This window comes from Paenibacillus sp. FSL R5-0475 (assembly GCF_038004585.1).
Lineage (GTDB): Bacteria > Bacillota > Bacilli > Paenibacillales > Paenibacillaceae > Paenibacillus_AQ.
Map to the genome: position 1 here is coordinate 4,580,244 of NZ_JBBORK010000001.1, position 26,852 is coordinate 4,607,095.

At 45.4% G+C, this 26,852-nt stretch carries 31 protein-coding genes; 6 read left to right on the forward strand and 25 right to left on the reverse strand.

All coding sequences use genetic code 11. The features are described 5' to 3' along the window. Positions 1-48: 48 nt before the first annotated feature. The 11 genes from MKX41_RS20485 to MKX41_RS20535 all read right to left on the reverse strand — a co-directional run bounded on the left by MKX41_RS20485 (position 49) and on the right by MKX41_RS20535 (position 6,566). On the reverse strand, positions 49-819 hold the full coding sequence (locus MKX41_RS20485; RefSeq protein WP_340972841.1) for an ABC transporter permease subunit: 771 nt from the start codon (positions 817-819) through the stop codon (positions 49-51). Then, positions 816-1,730: an ABC transporter ATP-binding protein gene (locus MKX41_RS20490; RefSeq protein ID WP_340972843.1), complete on the reverse strand. Its 915-nt coding sequence runs from the start codon at positions 1,728-1,730 to the stop codon at positions 816-818. Before MKX41_RS20490 ends, MKX41_RS20485 begins: the two co-directional genes overlap by 4 nt. Then, positions 1,730-1,921: a PLDc N-terminal domain-containing protein gene (locus MKX41_RS20495; RefSeq protein WP_036680175.1), complete on the reverse strand. Its 192-nt coding sequence runs from the start codon at positions 1,919-1,921 to the stop codon at positions 1,730-1,732. The genes MKX41_RS20490 and MKX41_RS20495 overlap by 1 nt, the downstream gene beginning before the upstream one ends. Positions 1,922-1,973: 52 nt before the next feature. Further along, the gene (locus MKX41_RS20500) at positions 1,974-2,189 is read right to left on the reverse strand and encodes a hypothetical protein (protein WP_339267200.1); all 216 of its coding nucleotides are present in this window, start codon (positions 2,187-2,189) and stop codon (positions 1,974-1,976) included. After that, entirely contained in the window at positions 2,186-2,521 is a 336-nt protein-coding gene (locus MKX41_RS20505; protein ID WP_339267202.1) for a YxlC family protein, read from the reverse strand. The genes MKX41_RS20500 and MKX41_RS20505 overlap by 4 nt, the downstream gene beginning before the upstream one ends. Then, a complete protein-coding gene (gene sigY / locus MKX41_RS20510) occupies positions 2,508-3,053 on the reverse strand; it encodes an RNA polymerase sigma factor SigY (protein WP_339267204.1) in 546 nt (181 codons plus the stop codon). The genes MKX41_RS20505 and sigY overlap by 14 nt, the downstream gene beginning before the upstream one ends. 75 nt (positions 3,054-3,128) lie before the next feature. Continuing rightward, positions 3,129-3,452, reverse strand: a complete 324-nt coding sequence (locus MKX41_RS20515) for a hypothetical protein (protein WP_340972844.1) — start codon at positions 3,450-3,452, stop codon at positions 3,129-3,131. Positions 3,453-3,638: 186 nt separating this feature from the next. Further along, on the reverse strand, positions 3,639-4,271 hold the full coding sequence (locus MKX41_RS20520; protein ID WP_060625706.1) for an MBL fold metallo-hydrolase: 633 nt from the start codon (positions 4,269-4,271) through the stop codon (positions 3,639-3,641). A 1-nt stretch (position 4,272) separates the two neighbouring features. Continuing rightward, entirely contained in the window at positions 4,273-4,839 is a 567-nt protein-coding gene (locus MKX41_RS20525) for a thioredoxin family protein (protein WP_340972845.1), read from the reverse strand. Then, complete coding sequence (locus MKX41_RS20530) at positions 4,836-5,450, reverse strand: DedA family protein (RefSeq protein WP_042191826.1); 615 nt, start codon at positions 5,448-5,450, stop codon at positions 4,836-4,838. The genes MKX41_RS20525 and MKX41_RS20530 overlap by 4 nt, the downstream gene beginning before the upstream one ends. Before the next feature lie 357 nt (positions 5,451-5,807). Then, positions 5,808-6,566 (reverse strand): SDR family oxidoreductase, encoded by a 759-nt coding sequence (locus MKX41_RS20535; protein WP_340972847.1) that lies wholly within the window; start codon positions 6,564-6,566, stop codon positions 5,808-5,810. A 217-nt stretch (positions 6,567-6,783) separates the two neighbouring features. On the opposite strand from MKX41_RS20535, the gene MKX41_RS20540 reads away from it, so the two are divergent. Together MKX41_RS20540 and MKX41_RS20545 are read left to right on the forward strand one after the other, a co-directional pair. Next, positions 6,784-7,119, forward strand: a complete 336-nt coding sequence (locus MKX41_RS20540; RefSeq protein ID WP_076285584.1) for an autorepressor SdpR family transcription factor — start codon at positions 6,784-6,786, stop codon at positions 7,117-7,119. 2 nt (positions 7,120-7,121) lie between these two features. Continuing rightward, the gene (locus MKX41_RS20545) at positions 7,122-7,775 is read left to right on the forward strand and encodes an SdpI family protein (RefSeq protein WP_340972849.1); all 654 of its coding nucleotides are present in this window, start codon (positions 7,122-7,124) and stop codon (positions 7,773-7,775) included. Here the strand turns inward: MKX41_RS20545 and MKX41_RS20550 are convergent. The 6 genes from MKX41_RS20550 to yyaC all read right to left on the reverse strand — a co-directional run bounded on the left by MKX41_RS20550 (position 7,764) and on the right by yyaC (position 14,677). Beyond that, on the reverse strand, positions 7,764-9,956 hold the full coding sequence (locus MKX41_RS20550) for an O-antigen ligase family protein (protein WP_340972850.1): 2,193 nt from the start codon (positions 9,954-9,956) through the stop codon (positions 7,764-7,766). The two genes, MKX41_RS20545 and MKX41_RS20550, sit on opposite strands and share 12 nt — an antisense overlap. Positions 9,957-10,199: 243 nt before the next feature. Continuing rightward, positions 10,200-11,390: a class I SAM-dependent methyltransferase gene (locus MKX41_RS20555; protein ID WP_340972851.1), complete on the reverse strand. Its 1,191-nt coding sequence runs from the start codon at positions 11,388-11,390 to the stop codon at positions 10,200-10,202. Between the two features lie 85 nt (positions 11,391-11,475). Beyond that, positions 11,476-12,282 carry a PhzF family phenazine biosynthesis protein gene (locus MKX41_RS20560; RefSeq protein ID WP_340972852.1) on the reverse strand — a complete coding sequence of 269 codons (807 nt, stop codon included), beginning with the start codon at positions 12,280-12,282 and terminating at the stop codon, positions 11,476-11,478. Beyond that, positions 12,282-12,953 (reverse strand): DUF6483 family protein, encoded by a 672-nt coding sequence (locus tag MKX41_RS20565; RefSeq protein WP_340972853.1) that lies wholly within the window; start codon positions 12,951-12,953, stop codon positions 12,282-12,284. Before MKX41_RS20565 ends, MKX41_RS20560 begins: the two co-directional genes overlap by 1 nt. 299 nt (positions 12,954-13,252) lie before the next feature. Next, entirely contained in the window at positions 13,253-14,059 is an 807-nt protein-coding gene (locus tag MKX41_RS20570; RefSeq protein ID WP_340972854.1) for an alpha/beta fold hydrolase, read from the reverse strand. Between the two features lie 90 nt (positions 14,060-14,149). Further along, positions 14,150-14,677, reverse strand: a complete 528-nt coding sequence (gene yyaC, locus MKX41_RS20575; protein ID WP_256716395.1) for a spore protease YyaC — start codon at positions 14,675-14,677, stop codon at positions 14,150-14,152. A 144-nt stretch (positions 14,678-14,821) separates the two neighbouring features. Here yyaC and MKX41_RS20580 point away from each other — a divergent pair, with 144 nt between their 5' ends. Beyond that, positions 14,822-15,046, forward strand: a complete 225-nt coding sequence (locus MKX41_RS20580) for a DUF1128 domain-containing protein (RefSeq protein ID WP_042191840.1) — start codon at positions 14,822-14,824, stop codon at positions 15,044-15,046. A 77-nt stretch (positions 15,047-15,123) separates the two neighbouring features. Here the strand turns inward: MKX41_RS20580 and MKX41_RS20585 are convergent, their stop codons facing one another. The 4 genes from MKX41_RS20585 to MKX41_RS20600 all read right to left on the reverse strand — a co-directional run bounded on the left by MKX41_RS20585 (position 15,124) and on the right by MKX41_RS20600 (position 19,987). Then, the gene (locus tag MKX41_RS20585; protein WP_340972856.1) at positions 15,124-16,128 is read right to left on the reverse strand and encodes an asparaginase; all 1,005 of its coding nucleotides are present in this window, start codon (positions 16,126-16,128) and stop codon (positions 15,124-15,126) included. A gap of 364 nt (positions 16,129-16,492) precedes the next feature. After that, positions 16,493-17,329, reverse strand: a complete 837-nt coding sequence (locus tag MKX41_RS20590) for a sugar ABC transporter permease (protein WP_042131038.1) — start codon at positions 17,327-17,329, stop codon at positions 16,493-16,495. Next, on the reverse strand, positions 17,326-18,633 hold the full coding sequence (locus tag MKX41_RS20595; RefSeq protein WP_340972857.1) for a sugar ABC transporter permease: 1,308 nt from the start codon (positions 18,631-18,633) through the stop codon (positions 17,326-17,328). The genes MKX41_RS20590 and MKX41_RS20595 overlap by 4 nt, the downstream gene beginning before the upstream one ends. Before the next feature lie 19 nt (positions 18,634-18,652). Next, on the reverse strand, positions 18,653-19,987 hold the full coding sequence (locus MKX41_RS20600; RefSeq protein WP_339798623.1) for a sugar ABC transporter substrate-binding protein: 1,335 nt from the start codon (positions 19,985-19,987) through the stop codon (positions 18,653-18,655). Positions 19,988-20,440: 453 nt separating this feature from the next. On the opposite strand from MKX41_RS20600, the gene MKX41_RS20605 reads away from it, so the two are divergent. From MKX41_RS20605 to MKX41_RS20615, 3 genes are all read left to right on the forward strand, one after another. Further along, positions 20,441-22,201, forward strand: coding sequence for a glycoside hydrolase family 13 protein (locus MKX41_RS20605; protein WP_340972859.1), 1,761 nt, complete (start codon positions 20,441-20,443; stop codon positions 22,199-22,201). Positions 22,202-22,307: 106 nt separating this feature from the next. Beyond that, positions 22,308-22,817, forward strand: a complete 510-nt coding sequence (locus MKX41_RS20610; RefSeq protein ID WP_340972861.1) for a YtxH domain-containing protein — start codon at positions 22,308-22,310, stop codon at positions 22,815-22,817. A 148-nt stretch (positions 22,818-22,965) separates the two neighbouring features. Further along, a complete protein-coding gene (locus MKX41_RS20615) occupies positions 22,966-23,298 on the forward strand; it encodes a DUF5665 domain-containing protein (RefSeq protein ID WP_042191847.1) in 333 nt (110 codons plus the stop codon). A 207-nt stretch (positions 23,299-23,505) separates the two neighbouring features. Here MKX41_RS20615 and MKX41_RS20620 read toward each other — a convergent pair whose 3' ends face one another. The 4 genes from MKX41_RS20620 to MKX41_RS20635 form a co-directional block, all read right to left on the reverse strand. Further along, positions 23,506-24,276, reverse strand: coding sequence for a sigma-70 family RNA polymerase sigma factor (locus MKX41_RS20620; protein ID WP_042131042.1), 771 nt, complete (start codon positions 24,274-24,276; stop codon positions 23,506-23,508). Then, positions 24,273-24,725 (reverse strand): anti-sigma B factor RsbW, encoded by a 453-nt coding sequence (gene rsbW, locus MKX41_RS20625; RefSeq protein WP_042191848.1) that lies wholly within the window; start codon positions 24,723-24,725, stop codon positions 24,273-24,275. The genes MKX41_RS20620 and rsbW overlap by 4 nt, the downstream gene beginning before the upstream one ends. 18 nt (positions 24,726-24,743) lie before the next feature. After that, entirely contained in the window at positions 24,744-25,082 is a 339-nt protein-coding gene (locus tag MKX41_RS20630) for an STAS domain-containing protein (RefSeq protein ID WP_042131044.1), read from the reverse strand. 99 nt (positions 25,083-25,181) lie between these two features. Further along, a complete protein-coding gene (locus MKX41_RS20635; protein ID WP_339267230.1) occupies positions 25,182-26,852 on the reverse strand; it encodes a response regulator in 1,671 nt (556 codons plus the stop codon).

Sequence of the window (26,852 nt, forward strand, 5' to 3'; positions counted from 1 at the left end):
TTCTTATATTTTTAAATATACTATATTCGATACAGCACAGGATAATAATCAGTCGGGAAAGTTATTCTTCCTTGTCAAAAGCGAAGCCCCAACAAGGCAAATTATGATCAATACACCGGCAGAAAGATATGGACCTGCTCTAAAGCCCTCTCCAGCTGTAAGAATTCCTGCTGACAGCCCGGAAAGTCCTGCGGGTGTCCAGTCAAACCATGTAGGCAATAAGCTTAAGCCTAATGACGAGCCAGCCATTAACGCCAGTGCTAAAAATGCGGCTACTGGAGGTTTTAAAAAGGCACTAAACAACAACGTAGCCGAGACAGCACATAATAACCATAAACTATATACTCCAGAAGCTGCGATAACATCGCCCCAAGATAGTGAACCAATCAACTGCTCCGTGTAGTAAGCCGCGCCCGCTGCACCCAATCCAAGAGCAACGATCAACAGGGTCAGTTGCGCTGCCCATTTAGCGAACACTATTGCGGCCGGAGAAACCGGCCTTACCAGAATTAATTCCATAGTTCCGCTATAGCGCTCACCAGCTAAAACATTCATCGCGCCAAGCGCCAATACTAACATTCCGATCGTTCCGTACTGTCCCAGAGATTGCGCCATCACAGCTGCGGCACTCGGTATTTCATACCCCTCTAGCAGTCCTGGGGGAACATCACCTGAAGCTTTTAATATTTCCGGCAAATAATAAGTAGTTAACGGCTGCATAATGCCTAATATGATAAAAACGACAGGTATCCAGATTAACTTATAACTGCGAGTCATTTCGAGCATTTCTTTGCGATAAAGGACCCAGGCGCTTCTCATACTCCCACCACCTTCATAAATAAATCCTCTAACGTGGAAGAACCCGCTTCAAATTGCAGCAATGGAATTTCGAGCTGCGCCGCTTCTTGCAGAATCGTCCAACGAGCCATGTCTACATCGTTCACATTAAAAATGGCCTGATCTCCGAACAACTGAGTCTCTAGTACAAACGGTTTGGCAGCAAGAGACTCCAGCCACTGAATAGCTTTTTCTTGCTTCTCCGTACGTACACGAATAACAGGAAGGCTGTATTGTGAACGAAGCTGTGATAAAGACCCCTTCTCAGCAATCAAGCCCTGATTCATTAAAATAATATCATCACAAATTTCTTCTGCATCATGCAGCACATGTGTAGAAAAAACTACAGTTGTCTCTTCACGTATTTCCCGCATCAGTCCCATTACTTCTCTGCGACCAATTGGATCAAGTGCAGATAAAGGCTCATCAAGCAATAGTAGACGAGGCCGATGCACAAGCGCCTGAGCCAGACCCAGCCGCTGCTTCATCCCGCCAGAGTATCCACCAATCCGGCGACGAGCATCACCTTTAAGCCCTACTCGCTCAAGCGATTCCAATGCCCTGCTGGTAGCGTCTTTAGTTCCCATTCCACTAAGCTTTGCAGCGAAAATAACATATTCATATCCAGTCATCCACCCATAAAAAGCTGGAGACTGTGGCACATATCCTAATCCCCTGCGATATCCTGCTCCCGGACGGCTCCCCTCAAATGAAATCATTCCGGAGGTGGGTTCTAACAGCCCTGCCAGCATACGAAGTGTGGTCGTTTTCCCAGCACCGTTAGGCCCAAGTAAAGCGACGCACCGTCCTTTCTCAATTTCAAAGCTTATATCATTTACGGAAACATGCGCCCCATAGCTTTTGCGCAAATTCGTAACTTGAAGGAGTGACATCAGACATCTTTCCTTCCTATTGTGAAATAAGCTACGCTGCCTAATATATTTCCGCAAATAATGATAATAATCCACATCCATTTTGGACCACGAACGTTATCCGCTTTGGCCAGAGATATCAGTCCAATAATAGCAAGCAAAGCCTGCAGAATGATTAACGGCATGATTAAACCCCATTTTACCTCTTCCATGAAGTACCACTCCTTGTAATAGGATGAAAGGAACGAGCTTCTTACTAAAGCTTTACAACTGCTTCTTCCTTCTACGTCGGTCAGGAAGAATGACAACAAGTAAGTAGACTAATGCGGGTGACGGAACTGTAGTAATAGCCCACAGTCCCCAGAACCAAGCTTTTCTTCCGCGTCGTCTTGCGTCCCGGAACAGCAATGTCCCTTGCAGCAATAATGCTATCGCTATGCAAAACCATAACCATAGAGGTACATCCTGCAGCTCATTCATTCTTGCGCACCTTCTCTGTTCCTCCTGATCCTCGCTATTCCTAGAGCACTAAGTCCCGCAATAGGAATAAGCGCTTGAATAATCCAATAGATCATCGGTGCAGAACCGAGAATGGATAGAAATACGCTGATCAGGATCAACGATATGCCCCAGAATAACAGCAGCTCTTTACGTTCCATGCTCTTTCTATGCACAGAGGCATCAACCATTAACCTCTCCAGTTCCTGTAATGAAGGTGGTGTGATGTCATTATATTGTGCATCTAACCGGTCAAGCTCATCTGAAAGCTTATGCAAATACAACTCAGGCTCCTTATCTTTATCCTTCTCCATCCTCATTCAGCTCCTTTCGTAGTTGGTTAAGTCCAAGGGATACACGCGACTTGACTGTACCTGAAGGAACTCGCAGGATTTCGCCAATTTCGTCATAACTATAGCCATAGTAATGCTTCAGTAGCACAGCCACTCTTTGCGCAGAAGGTAATTTGGAGAGGGAATCCAGCACTTCACCCCACTCTTCCCCCCTGCTCTCAAATCGCCAACGAATCGAACGGATCCCCTGTTCCTGTTGCTCCCGCTGTTTCCATTCCGCTTCACGCTTCCAGCGCCGCTTTCGATCAATAAATATTCTGGTAGCAATTGTGATTAACCAAGAGGAAAAGGAAGAAGTTCCGTTATAGGTGTTGATCTTCTCCATACATCTGACCATGGTGTCCTGTACAAGATCCTCTGCCAGCAACGGGTCCATGGTCACCTTGATTAAATATTTGAATAAAAAAGTATAGTGTTCCCGCAGCAGTGAAGACAGTGCTGAAGTATCTCCCTGCTGTGCCCGTCTGATTCTCTCCAGCGACTGATCGCTCATCTGCCCCTCCATTCAAGATTTCGTTTCTATTTGTAGTACGAATATGTATTATGAATCGTTCATTCCACTCCATAATTATTTTTTGAGATCCCACAACTTACGCCGCCAGGGCTGAATTATCCCTTTCCTTGCCGGAAAATGCCAAAAAAGAGGCGTTCTTCTGAGCTCGCCTCCTGAAACCACTGGTACTCCCCCGTAAACCCCACAGGTCTCCTGAAGCAAGCCATTACGAAGTTCCTTATTTTCAAATTGTATGTCTCTACGTTCTATGGATGAACAAAAGCCACCCTTTCCTGAACATTCCGAAAAAAATCGGCAATTACTGCTGCAAAAATGGTTCAATTTCTCCTTGGAGTCATACCAACCGTAGTCCAGCGGGTAGTATATATTCTTCTCCATTCTACTTCCCTCCATGCTTTTAAGCCTATATGAAGACAAAAAAAAGAACGCAAACCGGGATTAATTCCGCAGTCTGCGTGCTTCGCGAGGTTAATGTTACATTTAATTAACCTCATTCTAGTCCTTTTGTAGTCTTTTGTCTATTAAAACTTCCTCGGTTTTTGTCGGTTCTACTAGAACCAACGTCTATTGAGGAACATAAGGGTTGCGAATCTTTTCAAATCCAATGGTTGTCCGTGGACCATGTCCTGGATAAACCTTCACTTCATCATCCATTTTGTATAGCTTGCCACGAATAGAATCGAACAGATCCCGTTCCCTACCACCAGGCAAATCTGTGCGCCCAACTCCCATTTTAAAGAGTACATCTCCGGAGAATAGATCATTTCCACAAAGGAAGCTTACACTGCCTGGAGAGTGACCAGGTGTATGGTACACACGGAAGGTGTGTCCAATGAACTGCAGAACTTGCCCTTCTGCCAGATCATATTCCGCAGGATCTGTAGCTAGAGGAGGTGACACCTCCGACCACATTAGTGAACCGTTCAGCTTGGGGCTGCTTAGCCATTCACTTTCAAGTGGATGTAAATAAACAGGGCATTTCTTAGCTTTACGAATTTCGTCTACACCGCCCATATGATCAAAATGTGCATGTGTTAACAAAATAGCTTCGATTTCCATTCCTTCGATACTCCGCACTAATGCAGCAGGATTCATACCAGGATCTATGATGATACCCTTCGCAGGATCCGCACCTGTCAGTAAGTAGGCATTCGTTTGAAGCGGACCCAGATTAAATGAACGTATATTTAGCATCAGTTTAGAATCCGGAAATCAGACTACGCAGTTCTTTTGCGATAACTGCCTGATATTCCGTTCCTTCCCCATAGGCTTGCCCCATAGCCTTACGTGCTTCTGCGATTTTGCTGTCGTAATCAGCGGCCTCACGATCAGGATTCTCACGTTTGAACTCTCTCATTATACGCTGCACATGCTCTGGTCTAGGACCCCAATGTCCGAGCACATATCCTCCAGTGTCTGCAAAAATCACGACTGGGACAGATCTGCCACCCATGGTCAAGAAATCATCCATAAGCTCCGGATTCTCTTCCAAAATAAATACCTCTGTCTTCATTCCCGCCGTCTCCAGAATACGGAATACAGCAGGAACATTGCGTACTACGTCTCCACACCAATCCGCTGCTAGGATAAGTACCCGCAAATCGTCGCGATGGTTCAGACTTTCGAAATATTCCTTATCGCTCTCATCATCCCAATTAAACTTCTCATACCAGGATTCAAAAGCCTGTTGATTCTTCGTCATACTTTCTACGAATTGGCGCGGTGTTAGGCCTTTTCCAAACTTTTGAGCTACATTCTGCTTCATTTTGTAGTCCCCTTTTTCTTGGATTTGTACCATTTAAACACAAAGTAAATGATGATCAGAGCGATCGCTACAAGTATAATTTCGTTGGTATACTTAGCTGCTACTTTGTCAATATCTTCCCATTTATTCCCCAAGGTCATACCCAGATATACAAACAGAGCACTCCATGGAATAACAGCAAGCGTAGTCAACAAAGTGAACTTACCTAAAGGCATTTTCGATATCCCAGCTGGAACGGAAATGGCATGACGAACAACCGGAATAAAACGAGCTGTAAAGATTACGCCAGTCCCGTATTTATTGAACCACTCTTCCGAATGGTCAATATGCTTCTTTTGAATGAAAATATATTTCCCGTATTTCTCCAAAACAGGTCTGCCACCATAACGGCCAATCCAATATACAAAAATCTGTGCAATGACTCCGCCAATCGTACCGAATAATACGGCGCCAAAAAAATTAATATCTCCACTCCATACTAAAAAGCCACCGAAAGCCAGTACAATTTCACTCGGAATAACTTCAATCATAAGTCCGATCATAATCCCAAAATAACCAAGACTCTGAATCCATTCAAACAATGTTGAGATCAGATCAGAAATAACATGCAACCGTACTCCTCCTCCCTTTTCCGCAGAATATGGCTATGTATCTAGCATAAACATCTTTGGCGTCTATATAAAGACGCTTAGCGTTTAAGCAAGAAATATAAGAACATAAAGTATAGATACTAAACTTTTACTTTCTTATATTTTAAAAAGCTCTGCCGCTCTGCTCTATTTTCCAGTTTCTCTTAGCCTATTCTAGCACAAGCAACCTTATCACATCTACTTACAGCGGCGAGGCCATTACCCTATATCGACCCTCTCTTAAAAAGAGTTAGAACAACCTGTATAACCAGAAAAGGTGTACACTTCCAGCAATGAAGATGGAAATGGACACCTCTTTGTCTAAAATGTAAAAGCTGTTTAATAAGCGGTCCATCCGGCGTCCGCCGTTATTACCGTTCCATTCACGAAGCTCGCAGCTTCTGAAGCCAGGAATAAAGCTATCGATGCGATCTCGCTGCTTTCCCCTGTTCGCGGCATGGACGCCATACCATCTCCTGCCTTTTGACTACCAAAAGCACTCGGATTAGACAAATCAATATTCGTCTTTACCCCACCTGGTGCTATAGCATTACAGCGAATTCCAAGCTTCGAGTACTGATACCCTACATTTTTAGTCATACCGATGACAGCATGCTTGGAGGCAGTATAGGCCACTCCTGCACGTGATCCCTCTAAGCCGCCGATCGATGCTACATTGATGATACATCCACCTTCTTGTGCCATGAAAATCGGTAAGACCTTACGAATGGCTCTCATGGGTCCGGTGACGTTCACTGCAATTACGTTCTCCCATAAGTCGTCTGTGATTTCATGAGCCGGGGTCATTTTATCCATGATCCCCGCATTATTAACGAGAATATGAAGTCCACCAAATTGTGTACTTGCGGCATCAATCATTCGCTGAGTATCCTCTTCCTTCGAAACGTCTGCCTTTACAGGATACACCACCCCGTTGCCATGACCTTGTTCTGCCTTCTTGGCCACCGCTTCAACATCCCCCAGATGGATGTCCGCAGCAATAACCTTAGCCCCTTGCTGGGCAAAAAGAAGAGCAATTGCTTCCCCAATCCCAGAACCCGCACCTGTAACAACTGCAACCTTATTCGTCAGCATCATATATCCTCTCCTCCGCTTCTATGTTTCGAACCATTCATCGAATACTTGCCCACAGTTAGTATTAGCAAGGGCATAGCCGCAAACGGCGGTAAATCCAAAGATTCGGTGACAATTTCTTTCTCAATCAAAATGAGGAGAATACGCATTGACAGATAAGAATAAGAATGGTTATTATATATTTAGACAATTACCTAAATATCGAAATGGTGGGTGGAATATGAATGAGTCTTTCAAAGCACTAGCTGACCCTACCCGTCGCCAAATCATTCGGTTACTAAGGGAGAAGGACCGAACCGCAGGTGAAATTGCTGATTTTTTCAACATGTCAAAACCAAGCATTTCTCACCATCTGAATGCACTGAAGCATGCCGATCTCGTACAGGATGAACGAAAAGGTCAATTCATTATGTATTCATTAAATACGACGGTTCTCGAAGAGGTTCTTGGCTGGTTGCTCGAGCTTACAGGTACGGGAAAGCAAACGGAGACGGAAAGCAAATCACTGGACGGAAAACAAAGCCGTGGTATGGATTCTGAGAAGGAGGCTGATTGAAGATGAAGGATTTTAAATGGAGATGGCAAGATACACTGATTGTAATATTAGGTTTGGCTTCATTAGCTTATGCTTTAATCAATTATGGCAAGCTGCCACAGGAGCTGCCCGCGCAGTGGGGAATTTCGGGTAAAGTCAACCGGTATTGGGATAAAAACATAGCTATTTTTATGTTCGGAATCCTGGGTATTGTGCTTCCGCTGATCATGCAATTCACACGTAGCATCGATCCTAAACGGGAAAATTATAAGAAGTTCGAAAATGCCTATGCTATGAGCAGACTCGCCATTGGGGTGCTTTTTAATCTCATGCTCGTGCTCACGGTTGCTTACGGTCTGGGTAAAGAGATTAATGTGGGTAAAATTGCTATAGGAGCCCTAGGAGTGATGTTTATTGCGCTCGGCAACTACATGCCACAGGTAAAAGATAATTATTTGTTCGGTGTTCGCACAGCATGGACGCTCTCTAGCCCAGAGGTGTGGCGAAAAACACATCGTCTTTCCGGAAGAATGTGGATGATCGGCGGGTTGCTTATTTTTGGGGGAGCCTTTTTGAGCGGCGTCTTGTCTCAGACCCTTATTATTACAGCTCTTGTACTTGTTATTCTCGTTCCTGTTCTATACTCTTGGATCATTTCACGTCAGTTAAAATCGTGAAGCAAGTACACTAAGCCGTCGACTCAGGTCGTCGGCTTGTTCTGTTATTTGGAACTTCCGGTCATTATGCTGCTCACCTTTACTTCCCTCGTATTCTGCCAACACTCTATACTCCCGCAGAAGCTCGTTCCCTGAGGCAATACAGCTTATGGCCTCCATTCGATTCCCTTCCGCTAACTTTTTCCGGCCCATCATAAGCATGCCTTCAATCCCTTTGACCCACTTAACAGAGTTGTATTTATCAAGCTGAATACTTCGACGTATCCAATATAATGCAGCTCCCGGATCATCACTGTACATCCATCGTCTAGCCATTTCCCAGTTTAAACTTGCAGTATCCGGAGAATATTGCAAACTCTGCTGGAGTAAACTCACACTTTGTTCACCCGTAAGTAGCCTGGATAATGCTACAGCTGTTTTGGGAGACTGGGGATTCCACGCTAGTGATTGCTCTAGCAAATCTGCCTTCACCGAGGGATCAACCGTCTGAACTGCTTGCCGGTAGTACCTCTCTCCTTGTGCAGCCTGAAGGGACAATACAGATAACATGAGACAAAGGCAGCAGGCGACAGTGATAAATAGTCGGCGGGGATATGGATGTGACAGGCTCGCGAATGCAGGGATAGTGGCGCCGAGGTTCGCGGATGCGTAATGAGTGGTGAGCAAACTTATGGACGTAAAGCGGGTATTCGCAGATTGATGTTTCTGCTCATATTCAGACAGGGCAAGTGCTGGCAGCCAAAAAAGCAGCAGCCAGATTAATCCGTAGCTCCAGTCAAAATCGACTGCGCTATGCATAACGATAACCAAAAATGGCGGCAGCAGACGCGGCGATCTCTTAGCCAGCAGCCAGCCTGCTGCTAGCAGCATAAGCAGTATGGCTGCCAGGCCGACAAATCCTAGGTTCAACAGGATGTCGAGATAACCGTTATGCACTTGGCTGCCAACATAAGGGCGAGATTGGGCGGCGAGGTATGAACTCCGCCAAGTCTCGCCCCCGCGCCCCAGCCAAGGTGCCTCTACCGCCAGCCGCCAGGCGTCGCGGTAGAACAGACCACGCGCGGATACCGTCGATGACGGTCCGGTGATCCGCTCGCGCACGTGCAGGAGGACGGCGGTGCCCGCCGCCGTCCAACCTGCTGCCGCCAATGCCAGCATGGCGGCTCGGGCACTGCCCGCCGCGTTGCGCTGGCGGCGGCACAGCCATAGGCCGGCTAGCAACGCGCCGGCCCAAAGCCCGGCCAGCAACAGCAGGCCGGGCAAAGGATCTACCGCCAACCCGGCACGGGCCAGTTGGCGGTAGAGCAGCGCCGCGGCGACCACGGGCGCGGCGCCAGCGGCAAGAAGCGGCGCGATGAGCTGCCGCTTCCAGAGCAAAACGGCGGCGCAGGCGCAAGCCGCCGTCAGCCATGCGCCGCGCGACTCGCTGAGGAGCAGCGCGGCGGCGTACGGGAACAGCGGCAGCAAGCGCAGCAGCGCGGCGGCCGTGCTTCGCGGTTCTCGCCGCTCCAATCTATCGCATCCATCCACACTCTTCTGAGGTCTTTCATAATAAGCAGCGACAGCAAACAGCCGCTCCAGTAGAAAAACAGCCATCACAGCACCAAAGGCATTAGGATATTCCATCACCCCTGCTAATCTGGCACCTGTAACACTAACTGCAGAGGAGTGGCTATAGGCTATAGCGAAAGGTAACTCTACCACCCCGCACACTGCCAGCAAAGCACTTATGCTTAAGAATATGCCCAAAATAGACCACGCAGCAATGATAAGCTGACGCCCCACCCGATTCAACGCGCAAAAACAAACCAAAAATGCAAAGCTAGCATACAAGCCCCACCGTAATATTTCATTCATTGTTCCCTGTGCCGAAAGAGGATCTCTTAGCCAATGAATCAGATAGAGTGATAGAACTATTAAAGGTGCAGTCAACATTATTTTCAAAGCTCTACGTACTCCACCTGCTCCCCCTGCGCTACTTCTCCACTTGCCTACTCCAATGTACAAATAAAGCAAAGCCACAGAACACATCACAAACCATAGGGTCAGAAAGAGGTACATCTCCTCTGTAAAAAAAAATCCACGCAGCAAACAAGCTCCTACTCCGGCTGCGATGACTAAGGCTGCACTAAAATATACGATTATTGAATCCAGACTCCGCTCTCTGTTAACGCTCCCCATTTAGATACCCCTATATTCGTTAAGTTATATCTATCCTTTCCACATTTCCCCTTCGCAAAACTAGAATGCAAAAAGGACGATACCTCTCCACGAAGGAGCTGTACCGTCCCAATTCTCATCAAAAAAGCTATATAGTTGCAAAAAGTACAACTAACCTCTGATATTCGTTACTGCATCCTAGTGTAATTGCATAATGTACAACTATTTTTCGAGAATTCCGCCGGATGGGGAAAATTGCTCGTGCTACCCCTCCACCGAACTTTCACTCGGAAGCAGGTCAGTACATACGCGCTCAAGGTAAGGTTTCGCCCCTATAAAATCACGGAATGCGGTGTATTCACGCCATTTGACGGAGTTATCACCACCCGAGCTTTTAACGGCGCGGATTAAAATATTCTTCGGTGTATTCTCCAGGTCGATGAATTCCAGCAGCTGGCTGCTATAACCCATCATATCGAGCAATTTGGCACGGATAGCATCCGTAGCCAAGGCAGAGAAACGTTCCTTAAGTATCCCATGTGAAAGCATCGGACTCATTACTTCATTCTCAATCTGCGCGAACAATTCATGTTGACAGCAAGGCACAGACAAAATGACGGAGGCGCCCCAACGTACTGCTTTTTCGAGTGCAGCATCTGTAGCTGTGTCACAAGCATGAAGCGTTATAACCATATCTACCTGATCCAGCTCATCGTACTCGGCAATGTCACCCACAAGGAACTTCAGGTGATCATAACCGATTTTCGCAGCAAGCTCATTACAATGCTCAATTACATCCGCTTTCAAATCAAGTCCAATAATATTAAGCTCCCGCTTCTTGCGGACGGTCAGATAGTGATAAAGAGCAAAGGTCAAATACGATTTACCACATCCAAAATCAACAATCGTTAATGGCCGTCCCGTTGGCAGATCGGCAAGCACATCCTCAACCATCTCCAAAAAACGGTTGATCTGCCGGAACTTATCGTATCGCTTGGCCAGCACTTTTCCTTCTCTGTTCATTATGCCAAGCTCCACAAGAAATGGCACAGGTTCTCCATCCTCCAGCACATAACGCTTGCGGCGGTTGTGTGCCAGATCCGGCTCTTCTTTTTTACTTGGAGACTTGGTAAGGATGGATACTTTGAATTTTTTGCTAATCAGCACCTGATAATCCGCTTCCACCGTGCATAACAAGCCTTGGCGATATGATTCTCTAAATAAAAGAGTCATGTCCTCCGCTGCTAATTCTGCCGGTACGTTGCGATGTTCAACCTTTGTACCAATATAGGACGCAAACTGATAATGCAACTTACCTTTTAGTTCGACAGGTTTAATCTGTACCTTGGTACAGGTCTCCCCTTTGTTACGTACTTGGCTTAAGGTAGCCATAATCAAGGTTCGGTCACTAATCAGTTGTTCAATAAGAGCTTTTAAAGATTCCACAACGCACATCTCACTTTCGGGATTAAAAATGGAGAATCATTGTCTCCTAACCATCATCGTTCCATTATATCACGGCTCTACAAGAGTTATCCTATCAGGGCTTCACATGCAGCTCTCCACTAACAATAGTTATTGCTCGGCCAGACATCTTAATCTGATCTTTGCTTACCTCAAGTTGAAGTAAGCCTCCTCGTTCGGAAGCTTGATAAGCGGTCAACTGCGTACGGTTAAGTCGACTAGCCCAGAAAGGTGCTAGCGCAGTATGCGCTGAGCCTGTGACCGGATCCTCATTTACCCCCATCTTCGGTGCAAAGAACCGTGACACACAATCAATGCCTTCGATGGAGCTTTCTGCAGTAACCGCAAAGGCTCGCTCTTCAAGCCGGGATAAAGCCCCAAAGTCTGGGCTAAGTTCGCGAACTAGGGATTCCTGATCGAGCCGTACAAGTACATTGTCAGCATATAGCATAGTTTCTACCACATTTGCTTCTGTAATACCAAGTGCTTCTATAAGAGCCGGAATTGTAGGAGAAGACTTAAGCTCATAAGGCGGGAAGTACAGTGAGATGAGGTCATCCGCACGAGAAGCTCTAAGCAACCCACTGCGTGTATAAAATCTAGCTTCCACCTCTGGATCCAGCAATCCCACCTCCCATAATATATGTGCACTCGCTAGAGTAGCATGGCCACATAAATTAACCTCAACCTTGGGCGTGAACCAGCGCAGGCGATATCCATCATTCTCCGGCCAGAGAAATGCCGTCTCTGACAAGTTCATTTCTGCTGCTGTCTTAAGCATAAATGCCTCGTCGACTGGATGCTTCAGCAAGCATACTGCTGCCGGATTTCCTGAATATGCTTTTCCTGCAAAGGCATCGATAATAAATAAAGGGGTATTCATTAGGCTTCCGACTCCCTTCGAACTTCTGTGATCCGGCGCCACTCTTTCCATCCTTGTTCCACTTCATGGATAGGAAGCGAGCCTTGTTCCAATTCTTCCGGTGATTTAAGCAGCAGCCGTCTGTACAGCTCATCACCTTCCAGTGAGACATCTTCCCCCTGCTCCCATAGTCGATACAGACTGTCCTCCGCTTTACTATAATGTCCGATTGACTCCATATAATCTAGAAGCAGCCGTTCCGTCTTGGCTGGAAGACGATACGCTTTGACTTCCTCCAGAAGTTCATTAATATCCTCTGTCATCTGCAGCATTTCTCGATCAGCGCCGTGCAAATCTGCGTACAAATATAAATGCAGCGATCTCATACTTCTGAATAGTGCCGCGTCATGATCGCCATTTGCAGCATAAATGCTGCCCTCTTCCTTAAGTAGCTTAGCTACACCTTGAAGCTTATCTGACTCCAATACACCATTAAACCGGAACATATCTATAATATCTTCTACAGATAGTGAATTTGAAAGACGTGAGTTCAGCGGAAAATGTCGGTTCAATAGCTCATCAATTTCCCATAAGGCTTCCGTTGTCTTCCGCTCTTGCTTCAGCGTTAGAACCTTTGCAACCATCGCCGTCATATCTTCAATCATTCGGACAATATAGTCTCTTCGGAACATGAACTTCCCCCTTTTCCATACTGTAACTGTGAAGCTATTGTATCTAGGTATTATATGTGTTTTATTCATTTATCTTAAACCATTGCACTACGCTATGCCACTAAAGCAATTCCGGGAAAAATAATGACTAGAATCCTTCTACTTATTGACATTAAATGCCGTGCCTCATTAGCGGCGTAACAATCATAGCTATTGCCGGATTGGGAATCCGTAAATTTCAATAGTCTCCTAAAAAAGAGGCAGCCCACGCCAGTTACTTTGACGCGGAGCTGCCTCTTTTTGAATTATTATTTCAGCGATCACGAATGGCTGTTAATACTAACCGTAGCTTGGGTGAATTCCCTGATAACCTCAGCTAACCGTTCAGGAGCTTCAAAGAGGCTCATGTGGCCCGCTCCAGAAATCGTAGCTTGCGTTATATTTGGTTTATCCGAAGTAAAGGTGCGCTCCGCAGGAATCAGTCCATCCTGCTCGCCAGCAACAAGTAGTACCGGCAACGTGGTTGCTGTGATCACATCACGCCGATCCGGACGCTCGCGCATCGCCAGTGCAGCTCCCGCTGCTCCTTGTGGAGGCGTTTTGTAACCAATTTCTTTAGCTCGCTCCAGCAGCTGTGGTGATGCAGAAGCGGTTGCTTTAGCAAAAATTCCTGGGACGAAGCTGTCCACAAAAGGAGTAATGCCTTCATTTTGAATCCTGCTGACACTTTTCAATCGATTCTCCCGAGCTTCTTCACTATCCGGATATGCAGTAGAATGGATTAATCCGAAGCCCTTCAATCGAGAGGCATACCGCTGCGCGAACGAAAGTGTAATATACCCACCAAGAGAATGTCCCAGCATGGTGCATTCAGAAATTTCTAGTGTATCTAACAAGCCCAGAACATCGTCTGCCATTTGTTCAATAGTATAGGGGCCTAGTGGAGCCTCTGAAGCTCCATGACCACGTAAATCGGGAGCAATCACTCGGTAGTCGCTGCTTAAGATGGGAATGATCTGTTCCCAGTATTCAGCACTTCCGCAAAAGCCATGCAGTAATACAATAACCTCGCCTTTCCCCTGATCACTGTAGCAAATATTGCTTCCGTCACAACGTACTCTTTCCATGGCTGCTTCCCTCTTTCCAAAATACTAAGATATATTAACTAATATCTATTATTAAGCAAAACAGCTCTCCTTGAAACCGGCATCCTATTCTTAACGCCCAATTCCAAACCCTTTTGCTGCTGCGGCGGCAATTTGTTCAGCCATAACCATAACTCTATGTAGTGGAGTCGTCTGCAGCGTCCGATAGGGCTTGGGACCGTTGATATCTACAATCGCCGCCAAGCTATAATGCCCCACTGCGGGAAGGCATACCCCCACCGATTGTGCTGGCTGAAGCGGCTCATTCGAAACGAAGTAATATCCAAGAGCTATTGGAGGTCCTAGGCAAGCATCCACAGCAATAATGATATGCTCAGATGGAATCTCAGCGACTCTGGCCACCAAATTATCTGCATCGCAAGGAGATGGCAACGTACCGATTACGTGCGGAAAGCCATATTCCAGAAGTTTGCTGCCTGTTAGTGGACCGAGAGCATCACCTGTAGATCGATCCGTTCCGATACACAGAAAGGTAACTTTCTTAGCTGAATGTAGCGCTGCAATTTCCATAAAAAAGGACACCAATCCTACATCGTCCATTTTGCTTCGTTTACTGCTTCCCTGTTCTCTAATTGCCAATACCTTTCCTCCCTTCGACGATATTTTTGATTTCATGCCTTTAATTTAACATGATTTCTGTGAGCCCGACAAAAAAATGGTGATCAAGCTCACAATCATGGTAAAATACATGAATCAGTGTACAGAAAGGATGTTAATAACCCTATGGATTTAACACAACCTAGTCAGGAAAATGTTGAATATATGATCGAGGCCATCAAGAACAAACTGAAGATGGCAAGTGCTGCTGCAATGCAAGCCTCCGCTTTTTCAGTAGATAAATATGAAGATATCTTCGATGTCTATGAGGTAGCCATGGGCAGCGATAGACTCAGTATTTCTCAGGTGGAAGCGCTCGTCTCCGAACTCGGCCGTCTACGTCAGAAATAATTGTTCTTCGTTTACAAAAGGAGCCCGTCGCTGCGAATCCGAGATGGATGCGCAGCGACGGGCTCCTTTTTAAGTTCCTATTTCATGAAATGAAGCTGAAATTCTGTATCTGCATGACCTACCCGTGTACCACCATCATTGTAGATCACACCTGAAAATGCATTACGCAGCTTTTCCAAAGTATTTTTCTGACTGTATCCAATCTGATTTAAAATCCCCTGTACAATAAGTCCCCACTCTTCTTCTGATCCATCCAGAATCTTGAAGGCAATGCCTAGTCGCTCGCGGCGCAACCCAAAGCAATATACGCCTTTAAATCCACCCTTAGCAATAATATTTTCATCTTCCAAAAGGATTGAATCAAGGCGACCAGACCCAGAAACCATCTCCGGATGAGCATTCATGGCCGCAGTAATCGTGGTGACCGCTTTGCGAGTTGCCTCGTCAGCAATTAAATCAGGATTGGCTAATTTCAAATACGCAGTCGCCAAGGCTGTCAAAGGCATGGCAAATACCGGCAGACCGCATCCATCCGTACCTAGACCAATACTGTCTGGTGCTACACCAGCCATATAAGCAATCGTATCTATAATTTCACGCTGAACCGTTTGCTCCGGCTGAGAGTATTCTTCAAGTGGTAGTCCTTTGAGCTTACTATACGATAAAATCCCCATGTGCTTGCCCGCACAGTTATGATAGAACTTTCTTTTGCCCGCGCCGCGAATGGCATTCTCTCTACTCGTATAATCCAGTGGATAGCTAGTGGCACATATCATTTGTTGCTCATCGATCCCAATCTTGGAGGAAATACTCTCTAGCGCGGCAACATGGTAGCTCTCTCCTCGGTGAGAAGCAGTCATTAGGGCAACCTCTGCGGGTGTAAAACCATAATGCTCCACGATTCCTCCACGAATGCCTGGGATAGCCTGAAGTGGCTTGGCCGCAGAACGGGTAAAGGATACAAATTCAGGATCACCTGCATAGCCCTTTACGTTCCCGTGTTCTCCTACGATAGCAATATGTCCGCTATGGACACATTCCAGCAAATCTGACCGATATTCTCGTACTAATACTGTTTCCATGGTAACTCTCCTCTTTTCTCTTTGCTGCTCTATAACTCACAAGGATTTATTAGGATTCTACATTTAATAAATGCTAGAAAATAACCCCGTGCTCGGGGGATTTTTTGTACATCACAAACTCCCTTAAGTGTTAGTTCCATGAGGAATTCTACTCCTATTTTCATCATTCTTCAATCCTCTCCACACCAAGAAGATTTTAGAAACCACACAAAAACAATTCCATCAGCAATAAATCCTGAATGACAGGAACATAAATGAAGCTTTTAAATTAAAAAACCACTCCCGCATCAGATTCTTGCTCTTCTGAAAAGGAAGTGGTTTTTATAGAATTCAGTACTGCTGTAGAGTGGGAGCGCAAATCGAACTAACCCTTACTTGCACCCGCGGTCAGACCGTCCACCAGGAATCGCTGAAGGAAAATGAACAGTAGCGTGACCGGGAGAGCAACCAGCACCGCTCCGGCGGCGAACAATGTGAATTCGGTCGAATTGCTTTGATTCACCATCCGGAAAAGCCCGACAGCGAGCGTTCTCGTCTCTTCCGTACGCAATACAAGGTCAGCGAATATGAAATCCACAAAGCAGCCATTAAATATCATAAGACTGGCATAGGTAAGCATCGGTTTGGACAGCGGGATCATTATAGAGAGGAAAACTTTCATGTGGCTCGCCCCGTCCATCCGCGCAGCATCTTCCAGACTTTTAGGAATAGTATCAAAAAAACCTTTAGCCACAAACACATTGGTGATAATGGCGCCACTGCTGTATACAAGCACAAGTGCCCAATGGGAATTCAGTAGCCCAAGCGTGTTCAGCAGCACGTAAACTGCAATCATAGCCATGAATCCCGGAAACATTTGCAGAACTAGAAGCGCGGTCAGTGTCGTTTTTCTGCCCGTGAACCGATAGCGAGAGATGGCATACGAAGTCAACAGCAGCAGAAAAGTGCCAAGTAGCGTAGACAGCGCTGCAACCTTTAGTGTATTCATGAACCAAATCAAATATTTAGTTTGCTCAAACAGTTCCTTGTAATGAATGAACGTGAAATTTTTAGGAATCAACGAGTCGCTGAACAAACTGTTTCCCGTCTTGAATGAAGACATAATAATCCAAAACGCTGGAAAAAGACTAATAAAACTGAGCACAATCAGTAGCAAATGGCTTCCAATCGTTTTAAACGCTTCTGTCAGTTTTGGCTTCATGCAATCATATCCTCCTCTTTGTAGGATCGCGTTCGGCGGTAGCTCCAGATGGAGAAGGTCGCGACCAACAGGAAGATGACAATCCCGATTACGGAAGCAAAGCTGTATTGCGATTGGTTAAGCGCCAGTTTGTAGAGCCAAGTCACCAGCAGATCGGTATGGCCCGCATACTGGTAATTCGGATTAACCGGTTCTCCGTTGGTCATCAGGTAAATGACGTTAAAGCTATTAATGTTACCGGCAAACTGCATAATCAGGATTGGAGCGGTCGCGAACAGCACCATAGGCAGTGTAACCATGCGGAATTTGTAGAATGCCCCAGCTCCGTCCACTTCAGCAGCTTCGTACATATCCCTTGGAATCGTTGTCAGTACCCCAAAGGCCAGAATCATGGTAACCGGAATTCCGATCCACATATTAGCCAGAATTACGGTGACCTTTGCCCAGAAAGGATTAGTCAGCCAGGCCACCCCCTCCAATCCCAAAGCTCTTACATAACTATTGATCGGTCCGAACTGATTATTGAACATATTACGCATGACGAGCAGAGAAATCATATTAGGAATAGCAAAGGGAACGATCAGCAGTGTACGCCAAAGCTTTTTCCACCGAACACGGGGCTGGTGAATAAGTACGGCGATGAGCACACCTCCAATGTAAGTCGTCGCAGTAGCAATAATCGCCCAGATCAGTGTCCAAGTCAGCACTCCGCCGAAGGTTGAACTCCATACATCCAAACTTAGCATTTTATTAAAATTACCGAAACCCACCCATTCTACTAGATGCGCAGGCGGTAAAATCGGGTCGGCATAGTTCGTAAACGCCAGTAGCACCGAAAAAACAAGCGGCAATATCGTCAGAAAAACCACTGCCACAAAAGGAATCGCAAGTACAAGATAAGCGAAATTTCTACGCCCCATATGTCTGAGCGATTCACCGAATGAATGAATGGGCTCATTCCGGTCCCGCGCAGCTCCAACTAAGAAGGCATCCCTGATATTCAGTAAATGAAAAGCTGTATAAAACAGCAGCGCCAGCAATGACATCAGACCATTGATCATCATAAAAATGGAGTGATCGCCCTCCACCATCCGGGTTAATTTACCTACCTTGACCATACGGCTTGGAAATTCACCAAGTGTGATCAACCCCCGCAAATACCCCATTAGATCATGAGCAATAAAATAGATTCCAGCAGACCCCACCAGCAGGAATACTAATCCTTTCAGCCACTGTCGATTGAAGAACTGGCCCAGTCCCGGAATAATAGCCGAGAGTAGCGCTGCACCTGTTTTTTTGTGCATAGCTCAAATCACCTGTCCTTTACTTCGAATCCAGATCGGCCTGAATCGTTGATACAGTCTTATCGAGCGTCTGCTTAACATCAAGACCCGGATCGTTCCACAGGGATACAAATGCTGCCTTTAGCGGTTCCCAGACGGATTTGATTTCCGATAGGGAAGGCATCGGCACGGAGTGTTGGAATTGCTCGAAGAATCCACTTATAATCGGATCATCTTTGATTACCGGCGCTTCTCCGGCTTCAATGTTCGCAGGAATCGCACCCGTCATTTCAAAGTTCTTGAGCTGATTCTCCTTGTTGCTTGCAAAATGTGCGAACAGGCGAGCTGCGACCGGATATACCGTATAGGAATTGACATAATACGATTTAACTCCGGAAAAAGAAATGCTGTCTTGACCATCAGGTCCCTTAGGAAGAGGCGCCACTCCAAGGTTGATATGATCCTTGAACATCGCTATGGACCATGGCCCGTCGATGTTCATTGCCAGCTTGCCTTCCTGAAACAATTGGGTTTTAACGTCATAGGTGATATCTCCTGCATTCAATGGCAGAATTCCTTTTAAGCTCTGGAGAAAAGTAAATCCTTTGACGGTGCCTTCATTATTCAAGCCGATATCCTTGACATTCGTATTGTTGTCACCGTAAATGTATCCGCCGAAGCTGCCAATGAATGGATAGCTGTAATACCCGACGAATTCCCACATGATCGCAAACTTGTTCTCTTTCGGCTTATTGTACGTATTGGCAAAAGCGATCACATCATCCCAGGTTTTTGGAGCTTCGGATATCAGATCCTTGTTGTAGAACAGCGCATAGGTCTCCACCGATTTAGGATAACCGTACAGGATACCGTCATAAGTCGATGCCTGAATAGCTGTCTCCACCATAGTTGATTTCGTTTCTTCCTCAAACACATCATTTGGCAAAAGCAATCCCGCTTTGACAGCCTGACCGATCTGATCATGCGGGAGAGTCAACACATCAGCGGCTAGTTTGGACGGGCCATCTGTCGCCAACCTTGTTCCCTGATCGCCGCCCGCCATTTCCTCAACCTTGACAGGAACGCCGTATTCTTTTTCGAAATCAGCGGCTAACTGCTTCATGTACTCAACCTGCTCCTTGGCTTCCCAGACCGTTAATTCGGCCCCAGCTTCCGGTTTCAGCTCCTCTTCGGCGGGATTCGTCTCATTTGTAGTTCCCCCCGGCTCGTTCACTGTGGAATTCGGGCTTGAATTCGGCTGAGCCGTAGAGTTCCCATTGCCTGAACCGCAAGCCGTAACCGTCAATGCCAACAGCAGACTCAGGGTCAAACTAAATGATACCGCTTGCATTTTAGATCGTTTACTCTTCTTCATTTGCTCATCTCCCCTTTATTCATAAGTGATCAGACCTAACACGCATAGAAAAAGAGCATGCAAAAAAGGTACAACCTCATTTGCACAAAGTGCCGAGGTTGTACCTTTTAGGTAACAGTGCCTTTAATTTGTTTGCGTATTAAGAAAAATCAAGTTCGTTCGCCCTCATTCTATAATACCCATAATTTGGATTGCAATCAGAGTATAGATCCAAATGGGGTGATTTAATAGCACTTTTCTTGTTTTTCCTTATATTTTCTCCTTTTTTTAACTACATACTAAATATTCCATATTGTGAATTCATGTGAAATAATCTATTGCTTTAATCTTGAGGGGTATGATAAGATTCAGACAAAATTTAAAGGCAATGAAACCGCCAAGGGTTCAACCTCTGATTATCATGAGGTTGGCCCTTTTTTGCGTTTACATGCCGCGAAGGGATGGAAATTGATTATGATTCAACAAGAAGCCGTTTATCATCGCATGGGGCAGAATTGGTCATATGCCTACGATGAGTCTACACTGCATATTCGCATAAGAACAAAACGGGATAACGTGTCACAGATTGATCTTTTTTGCGGAGATAAATACGGTTGGGACAAAACCCATGAGGTTATTCCCATGCAGCACATGGCTTCTGACAGCTTATTCGATTATTGGCAGGCTGCGGTCCGTCCTGTTTATCGCAGACTCACTTACTATTTTGCACTTTATAACAAAGATGAGGTCCTTTATTATTTGGAAAAAGGCTTCTTCTCAGAGCCTCCAGTCATAATATATGAGGGCTTATTCGACTTTCCTTTCTTGAACCGTGAAGATGTACACTCCCCTCCAGCATGGGTGAAGGATGCAGTATTTTATCAAATTTTTCCGGAGCGTTTCGCAAATGGCGATCCTACTAACGATCCGGCAGATGTGCTGGATTGGGGCGGTACGCCGAGTCCCCGGAATTTCTTCGGAGGAGACTTGCAAGGTGTACTAGATCATTTGGATTATCTCTGTGAATTGGGCATTACCGCCATCTATTTCAATCCTCTGTTTGAGGCAACCACCAATCATAAATATGATATAAAGGATTATTTCTTGGTGGACCCTCATTTGGGAACCAACGCTTTGCTAAAAGAACTTGTCGACGCCTGTCATTCCAAAGGGATCCGCGTCATTCTAGACGGTGTCTTTAATCATTGCGGCCATACCTTTCCGCCATTTGTTGATCTGCTCACCAACGGGCGCTCTTCCCGTTATGCCGATTGGTTTCATGTGCGTGAGTGGCCACCACAAGTCATCGACGGAATTCCCACCTATGACACATTTGCATTCGAGCCTATCATGCCAAAATTCAACACTGAGAATCCTGAAGTCAGAGATTATCTGTTGAACGTTGGTCGTTATTGGATTGAGGAAATCGGTGTAGACGGTTGGCGGCTTGATGTCGCGAATGAAGTCTCTCATACGTTCTGGCGACAATTCCGTAATACGATCAAAAGCATTAATCCAGAAGCCTATCTTGTAGGCGAAATTATGCATGATTCCTTGCCGTGGCTACTTGGCGATCAATTTGACGCCGTTATGAATTACCCACTAACCAATATTCAGATTAATTTCTTCGCTCACGGACAAATTAATGCTTCACAATTCTCTCTATCGATTGCTACTATGCTAGCAAATTACCCGCAGCAAATTACAGAGGCCACTTTTAATCTATTAGACAGCCATGACACAACTCGTTTCCTGACCCTTTGCGGTGGTGACATCCGGAGATTAAAACTGGCCGTTTTGTTCCAAATGACCTTTCAGGGAGCACCATGTATTTACTATGGCGATGAAATCGGTATGGAAGGTGAATATGACCCAGATAATCGTAAATGTATGGAGTGGGACATCCAGAAACAGAACAGGGAACTGTTCGAATACTATCGCTGGATGATCGGTCTTCGTAAGTCGCATACTGCGTTCCGTAGTAGCGGCTTTAAATCGCTGGATATCCCGGACCACCCAAGTCTGCTTGTATATGAACGGTGGGACGAACATAACCGCTTCTTAATCGTGCTCAACAATGAAGAGGTGTTAGTCGACGCCACCATTCCTGTACCCGGGATGGACGCTATATGGGTAAACCTAGAGACGCAGAAGCGAACAGAAAAATTCACATCATTACTACATCTGAATCTGCCCGAATTCGGCTATGCGGTATTCCAAGCTGTTAATAAATAGTCCATAACAAGAGCCCCTCGCCATCTACGCCTTGCTCATCAATTGTTTCAGCCTATACGCCAAAGTTTAAATACGAAGTAAGATAACTTATAAGGAGTGATTGGTGATGAGTAACGTAGAACATAAAGTAGAGCATGAAGTAGAAAACGGAAGCAACTTTTTCAAAGGCATCTTTATTGGTAGCTTAATAGGTGCTGCAGCAGCCCTATTATTTGCACCAAAGCCTGGTCGTGAAATGCGCAGTGATCTGTCCGATAAACTTACGCTTGCTACTGACAAAACCAAAGAAGTTGCTGGTGTCGTAACTGACAAGACCAAAGCCATTGCCACAACGGTAGGTGAAAAAGCAACCGATCTGGCTAGTACGGTTTCAGTCAAAGCCTCTGATATCTACACTACTGTCAGTGACAGCAAGCAGCAAATTGCCGCTACCCTTCAAGACGTAGGCAGCAAAATTGGTGACACTGTAAGTGAAGCCTCAAATAATGTAGCCTCTGATGTTAAAGACGCTTCTAAAGAAGTGGCTGACGAAGCCAAAGCATCCTCTAAAGAAGTCGCCGATGAGGCTAAAGATGCGAAAGAGGATGTTAAATCCTCCTATAAATCCAGTTACTAATCTGCGGCATAATACAGCTATCATTTCATCCGACAACAGCCAGCTGTCCGCAGCTGGCTGTTGTTTAGTTATACCCTATATAAAGTTTCATCTGATTGAATAGATCCTTAATGAATGCCCGATCGGGCTACAGAAAGCAGGGTGCTCCATGGGAGAATCAAATAGCCAAACAAAAGCATATGAAATTGATGAACATCCTTTCGAATTACGTCATGAGGTCAAACGCTTAAACAATCGTCTGGACAAGATTGCTGATTCACTAGAAAAATCAGAATTTAAGGACATCCTTGATAACTACTCAGATCCCAAAAAAAGAATTATCACAAACTTGATGGCCGGTATATCCCGAGGTCTCGGCCTATCTCTCGGAACGTTCGTAGTCCTTGGTGTTCTGGGCTACATTCTTAGCCTATTTCTTGATGTTCCCGTGATCGGTGAGTACCTTGGCGAGATCAAAAAATACATCGATGCGAACAGCTAACAACTGGGCTACCTATGGCCCATCTATCACCGTTCCCCCTTGCCCCGCTTGTCCGGCTAATCCTTCAAGGTTAGCCGGACAAGCGGGGTAAGGAGCGTTGCGGAACACAAATAAAGGACATGCTATTCTCCACACGGAGAGAGGCATGTCCTTATCGTCGAACAATAGAATTCAAATCCAAGTAATGTATATTACACATAAAGGAGCTCAATAGGATGAGTTGGCCATAATCTGCTTTAACTTCTCAGTGGCCCGCTTCTGTATCCGTGAAACACTCATCTGTGAAACCCCCAGCTTCTGAGCAATTGCCCGCTGGGATTGACCATCTTGGAAGGCTAGCAGCAACACTTGCTGCTCTTGCTCCTTCAATTGTCCTAGTGCTTGCTGCAGATCCATTCGTTTCTCTACAGTCTCGTAATCGTTCGCATCAGAGCTGATAAGCTCCCCTAGCGTAGCTCCAGTCTCCTCTTGAGAAAGCGGTGAATCTAGAGATACGTAATGGTAACATTCTCTGCCTGCCAGTACTTCTACAGTTTCTTCAACAGACAGATCAAGATAATGAGCGATCTCATCGACCGCAGGAGAACGCTCAAGCTTCACTGTAAGTTCATCAATCGCGTGTTGAACAAGCGCTCCTTTTTCTTTAATCCGTCTAGGAACCTGTATGTACCAAGATTTATCACGCAAATAATTCTTCATATGTCCAATCATGCTTTTCATCGCATAGGGCTCAAAAGGGATTCCGAGACTGATATCATATTGCTGCAGTAACCGGATGAGCGCCATTTGCCCGACCTGATATAAATCCTCATACAAGTCGGGGCGATTACGGGAAATTTTCCCAGCAGCCATTTTCACCATAGGCTCATATTTCTGTATCAGCAACGTCGCCTGATCGTTATCCTTGGTCTGCTGATACTCCCAAATTTGGGTGACTGCTTCATTCATGGACTCGGGGGGAGTCACTTTGTCACTCATACTTTCTCCTCGCTAAAATTAAGGTGCTTCTTCAAAGTTACCACCGTCCCTTTTCCGGCTTCACTTACGACACTAACGTCATCCATCAACGCTTGCATTAAGTAGAACCCTAACCCGCCAACCTGAACGTCACTTAACTCCTTATCGTGCAGTGTCATACGTTCATTAGACTTGTCCAAGCCGTCAAAGCTCTCCCCTTCGTCTTTGACTGTAATGGATAAGGAGCTTTCCTCTACCTCAAAAATAACATCTACTACTCCGTCTTTTTGGCCATAAGCATATAATACTGAATTGTTACACGCCTCTGACACTGCCACTTTCATGTCTTCTATATCCTCATAGGTGAAACCCATTTTCGAGGCAATGCCGTATAAATTCAACCTAACAATATCCACATACTCTGCGCTAGCAGGCAACTGAAGAATTACTTTTTGCACATCATCACTCATTCTTTGTTCTATCCTTTCCTAGTGGGAATTCTCTTGGGAGGCAAAAAACTTGGAAATACCAGTCATGTCAAACAGCTTCTGAATTTGTGGAGGAACATCCTCAACCATAAACTTAACGTCCATTCCTTGTCTTGATTTCAGGATCGAAAGTAGAATACCAATCCCTGTGCTATCGATGTATTTTAATTCTTTTAGATTAATAACTAGATCTAGTTTGGTATCTCCCACAAGTGGCTCCATAACCAGGCGGAAATCGGAAGCAACTGATAAATCAAGTTCACCACTCAGGAAAACTGTGCATACATTCCCTTTGGTTTCTGTCTTAGCATGGAACTTGTTACTTTTATGCGTATTCATTAGACGATCTCTCCTGAACAAATATTTTCTATATTAATAACCTTAATGATATACCTTTGAATCAGATAACGTTAAAAAAACGGATTGGTAAATACTAGATTACGCTTGGAAAATAGATATATCAGGTTCTACTAATACATTGTCGTTGCTGGAATATCGAGAAATAATTTGTTTTATACTACTCATCTTCAGCGGTTTGCTGATGTAATCATCCATTCCAGAGGCCTTACAGCGATTCTGAATTCCTTCCATGACGTTCGCCGTCATTGCAATGATAACGGTCTTCTCGGCAGCAGGACCACCCTCTCGACGAATTTGAGCGGTCGCCTCCAAGCCATCCATCACTGGCATTTGAAGGTCCATAAAGATAAAATCATAAGGATGTTTAATCGCCATCTCCACAGCCTGTTGACCATCTTCAGCCATATCGGCCGCATAGCCCAGCTTATCCAGCATGCTGACCATTAGACGCTGATTAATCGGATGGTCATCCACAACAAGGATTCTACTTCTCCCCTCTTGATTGGGAACAAGATGCGTGGATTCCTCTTCTTGATATCCACCTATCAAATCTTCTCCTGGCATAGATGCCTGAATCGTAAAGATAAACGTGGCTCCTTTTTGCTCCATCGATTCTACCCGAATTTCTCCGCCCATCATTCCGACAAGAGATTTACATATAGCTAGTCCCAGACCTGTTCCCCCATATTTTCGTGTCATGGAAGAATCAAGCTGCGAAAAGGGCTCAAATAATCGGTCACATTTCTCCGGAGAAATACCAATACCCGTATCCATAATTGTGAACTCAACTTCCATCTTATGATCCGCAACGCTCTTGATCGAGGCGACTAGATAGACCCCACCTTGATTTGTGAATTTAACTGCGTTAGCGATCAGATTAATTAAAACTTGGCGTAAACGAGCCATATCCCCATATAAAAGCCGAGGCAATTTCTGATCAATAAAATAAGCGAGCTCCAGGTTCTTCTTTCCCGCTTCTATCGAGAAGAGGCTGAACACCTCTTGAATACAATTTCGAAGTTCAAATAAGTGCTCTTCAACTTCCATTTTTCCGGATTCCATTTTAGTAAAATCAAGAATGTCGTTAATTACCGTAATCAACGTGTCGGCACTTTTCCGAATGATCTCCGAATATTCCTTTTGCTCAGAAGTAAGATCCGTCTCCATTAATAGATCGATCATGCCAACTACGCCGTTCATAGGTGTACGAATCTCATGACTCATCATAGCAAGAAATTCCGACTTTGCTTTAGAGGCAATCTCCGCCTCTTCTTTTGCCTTAATAAGCTCACTATTAATAATTTCCAGTTCTTTCGTCTTTTGCTGCAGCAGCATGGTTTGAGTCTGATGTTTCTTACTCGTGATGTACATTTCGACAAAGCCTTGTATCTTAGAGTTCAAAATCTGTGGAATGAACGGCTTGACCATATAATCAATAGCCCCTGCCGAATAACCAGCGAATAAGTGCTCCGCTTCCTTGCTGTTCGCAGAGATAAAAATAATGGGGATATCCTTTGTTTTTTCTCTGGCTTTGATCAATTTTGCGGTTTCGATCCCATCCATACCTGGCATCTGTACGTCCAGTACGATGACAGCAAAATCATACCTTAACAAACACCGCAGTGCCTCTTCACCGGAGGTGGCTTTGACTAGCTCGTAATGCTGGCTCTCAAGTACCGCCTCCAGCGCCAGCAAGTTTTCAGGACGGTCGTCGACTAGTAGTATATGAATTGGTTCTTGAAACCCCAT

Coding starts and splice junctions, on each gene's coding strand:
- MKX41_RS20485 (WP_340972841.1), bottom strand. CDS start 819: ATGAGAAGCGCCTGGGTCCTTTATCGCAAAGAAATGCTCGAAATGACT.
- MKX41_RS20490 (WP_340972843.1), bottom strand. CDS start 1,730: ATGTCACTCCTTCAAGTTACGAATTTGCGCAAAAGCTATGGGGCGCAT.
- MKX41_RS20495 (WP_036680175.1), bottom strand. CDS start 1,921: ATGGAAGAGGTAAAATGGGGTTTAATCATGCCGTTAATCATTCTGCAG.
- MKX41_RS20500 (WP_339267200.1), bottom strand. CDS start 2,189: ATGAATGAGCTGCAGGATGTACCTCTATGGTTATGGTTTTGCATAGCG.
- MKX41_RS20505 (WP_339267202.1), bottom strand. CDS start 2,521: ATGGAGAAGGATAAAGATAAGGAGCCTGAGTTGTATTTGCATAAGCTT.
- sigY (WP_339267204.1), bottom strand. CDS start 3,053: ATGAGCGATCAGTCGCTGGAGAGAATCAGACGGGCACAGCAGGGAGAT.
- MKX41_RS20515 (WP_340972844.1), bottom strand. CDS start 3,452: ATGGAGAAGAATATATACTACCCGCTGGACTACGGTTGGTATGACTCC.
- MKX41_RS20525 (WP_340972845.1), bottom strand. CDS start 4,839: ATGAAGCAGAATGTAGCTCAAAAGTTTGGAAAAGGCCTAACACCGCGC.
- MKX41_RS20535 (WP_340972847.1), bottom strand. CDS start 6,566: ATGATGCTGACGAATAAGGTTGCAGTTGTTACAGGTGCGGGTTCTGGG.
- MKX41_RS20540 (WP_076285584.1), top strand. CDS start 6,784: ATGAATGAGTCTTTCAAAGCACTAGCTGACCCTACCCGTCGCCAAATC.
- MKX41_RS20545 (WP_340972849.1), top strand. CDS start 7,122: ATGAAGGATTTTAAATGGAGATGGCAAGATACACTGATTGTAATATTA.
- MKX41_RS20550 (WP_340972850.1), bottom strand. CDS start 9,956: ATGGGGAGCGTTAACAGAGAGCGGAGTCTGGATTCAATAATCGTATAT.
- MKX41_RS20555 (WP_340972851.1), bottom strand. CDS start 11,390: ATGTGCGTTGTGGAATCTTTAAAAGCTCTTATTGAACAACTGATTAGT.
- MKX41_RS20560 (WP_340972852.1), bottom strand. CDS start 12,282: ATGAATACCCCTTTATTTATTATCGATGCCTTTGCAGGAAAAGCATAT.
- MKX41_RS20565 (WP_340972853.1), bottom strand. CDS start 12,953: ATGTTCCGAAGAGACTATATTGTCCGAATGATTGAAGATATGACGGCG.
- MKX41_RS20570 (WP_340972854.1), bottom strand. CDS start 14,059: ATGGAAAGAGTACGTTGTGACGGAAGCAATATTTGCTACAGTGATCAG.
- MKX41_RS20580 (WP_042191840.1), top strand. CDS start 14,822: ATGGATTTAACACAACCTAGTCAGGAAAATGTTGAATATATGATCGAG.
- MKX41_RS20585 (WP_340972856.1), bottom strand. CDS start 16,128: ATGGAAACAGTATTAGTACGAGAATATCGGTCAGATTTGCTGGAATGT.
- MKX41_RS20590 (WP_042131038.1), bottom strand. CDS start 17,329: ATGAAGCCAAAACTGACAGAAGCGTTTAAAACGATTGGAAGCCATTTG.
- MKX41_RS20595 (WP_340972857.1), bottom strand. CDS start 18,633: ATGCACAAAAAAACAGGTGCAGCGCTACTCTCGGCTATTATTCCGGGA.
- MKX41_RS20600 (WP_339798623.1), bottom strand. CDS start 19,987: ATGAAGAAGAGTAAACGATCTAAAATGCAAGCGGTATCATTTAGTTTG.
- MKX41_RS20605 (WP_340972859.1), top strand. CDS start 20,441: ATGATTCAACAAGAAGCCGTTTATCATCGCATGGGGCAGAATTGGTCA.
- MKX41_RS20610 (WP_340972861.1), top strand. CDS start 22,308: ATGAGTAACGTAGAACATAAAGTAGAGCATGAAGTAGAAAACGGAAGC.
- MKX41_RS20615 (WP_042191847.1), top strand. CDS start 22,966: ATGGGAGAATCAAATAGCCAAACAAAAGCATATGAAATTGATGAACAT.
- MKX41_RS20620 (WP_042131042.1), bottom strand. CDS start 24,276: ATGAGTGACAAAGTGACTCCCCCCGAGTCCATGAATGAAGCAGTCACC.
- rsbW (WP_042191848.1), bottom strand. CDS start 24,725: ATGAGTGATGATGTGCAAAAAGTAATTCTTCAGTTGCCTGCTAGCGCA.
- MKX41_RS20630 (WP_042131044.1), bottom strand. CDS start 25,082: ATGAATACGCATAAAAGTAACAAGTTCCATGCTAAGACAGAAACCAAA.
- MKX41_RS20635 (WP_339267230.1), bottom strand. CDS start 26,852: ATGGGGTTTCAAGAACCAATTCATATACTACTAGTCGACGACCGTCCT.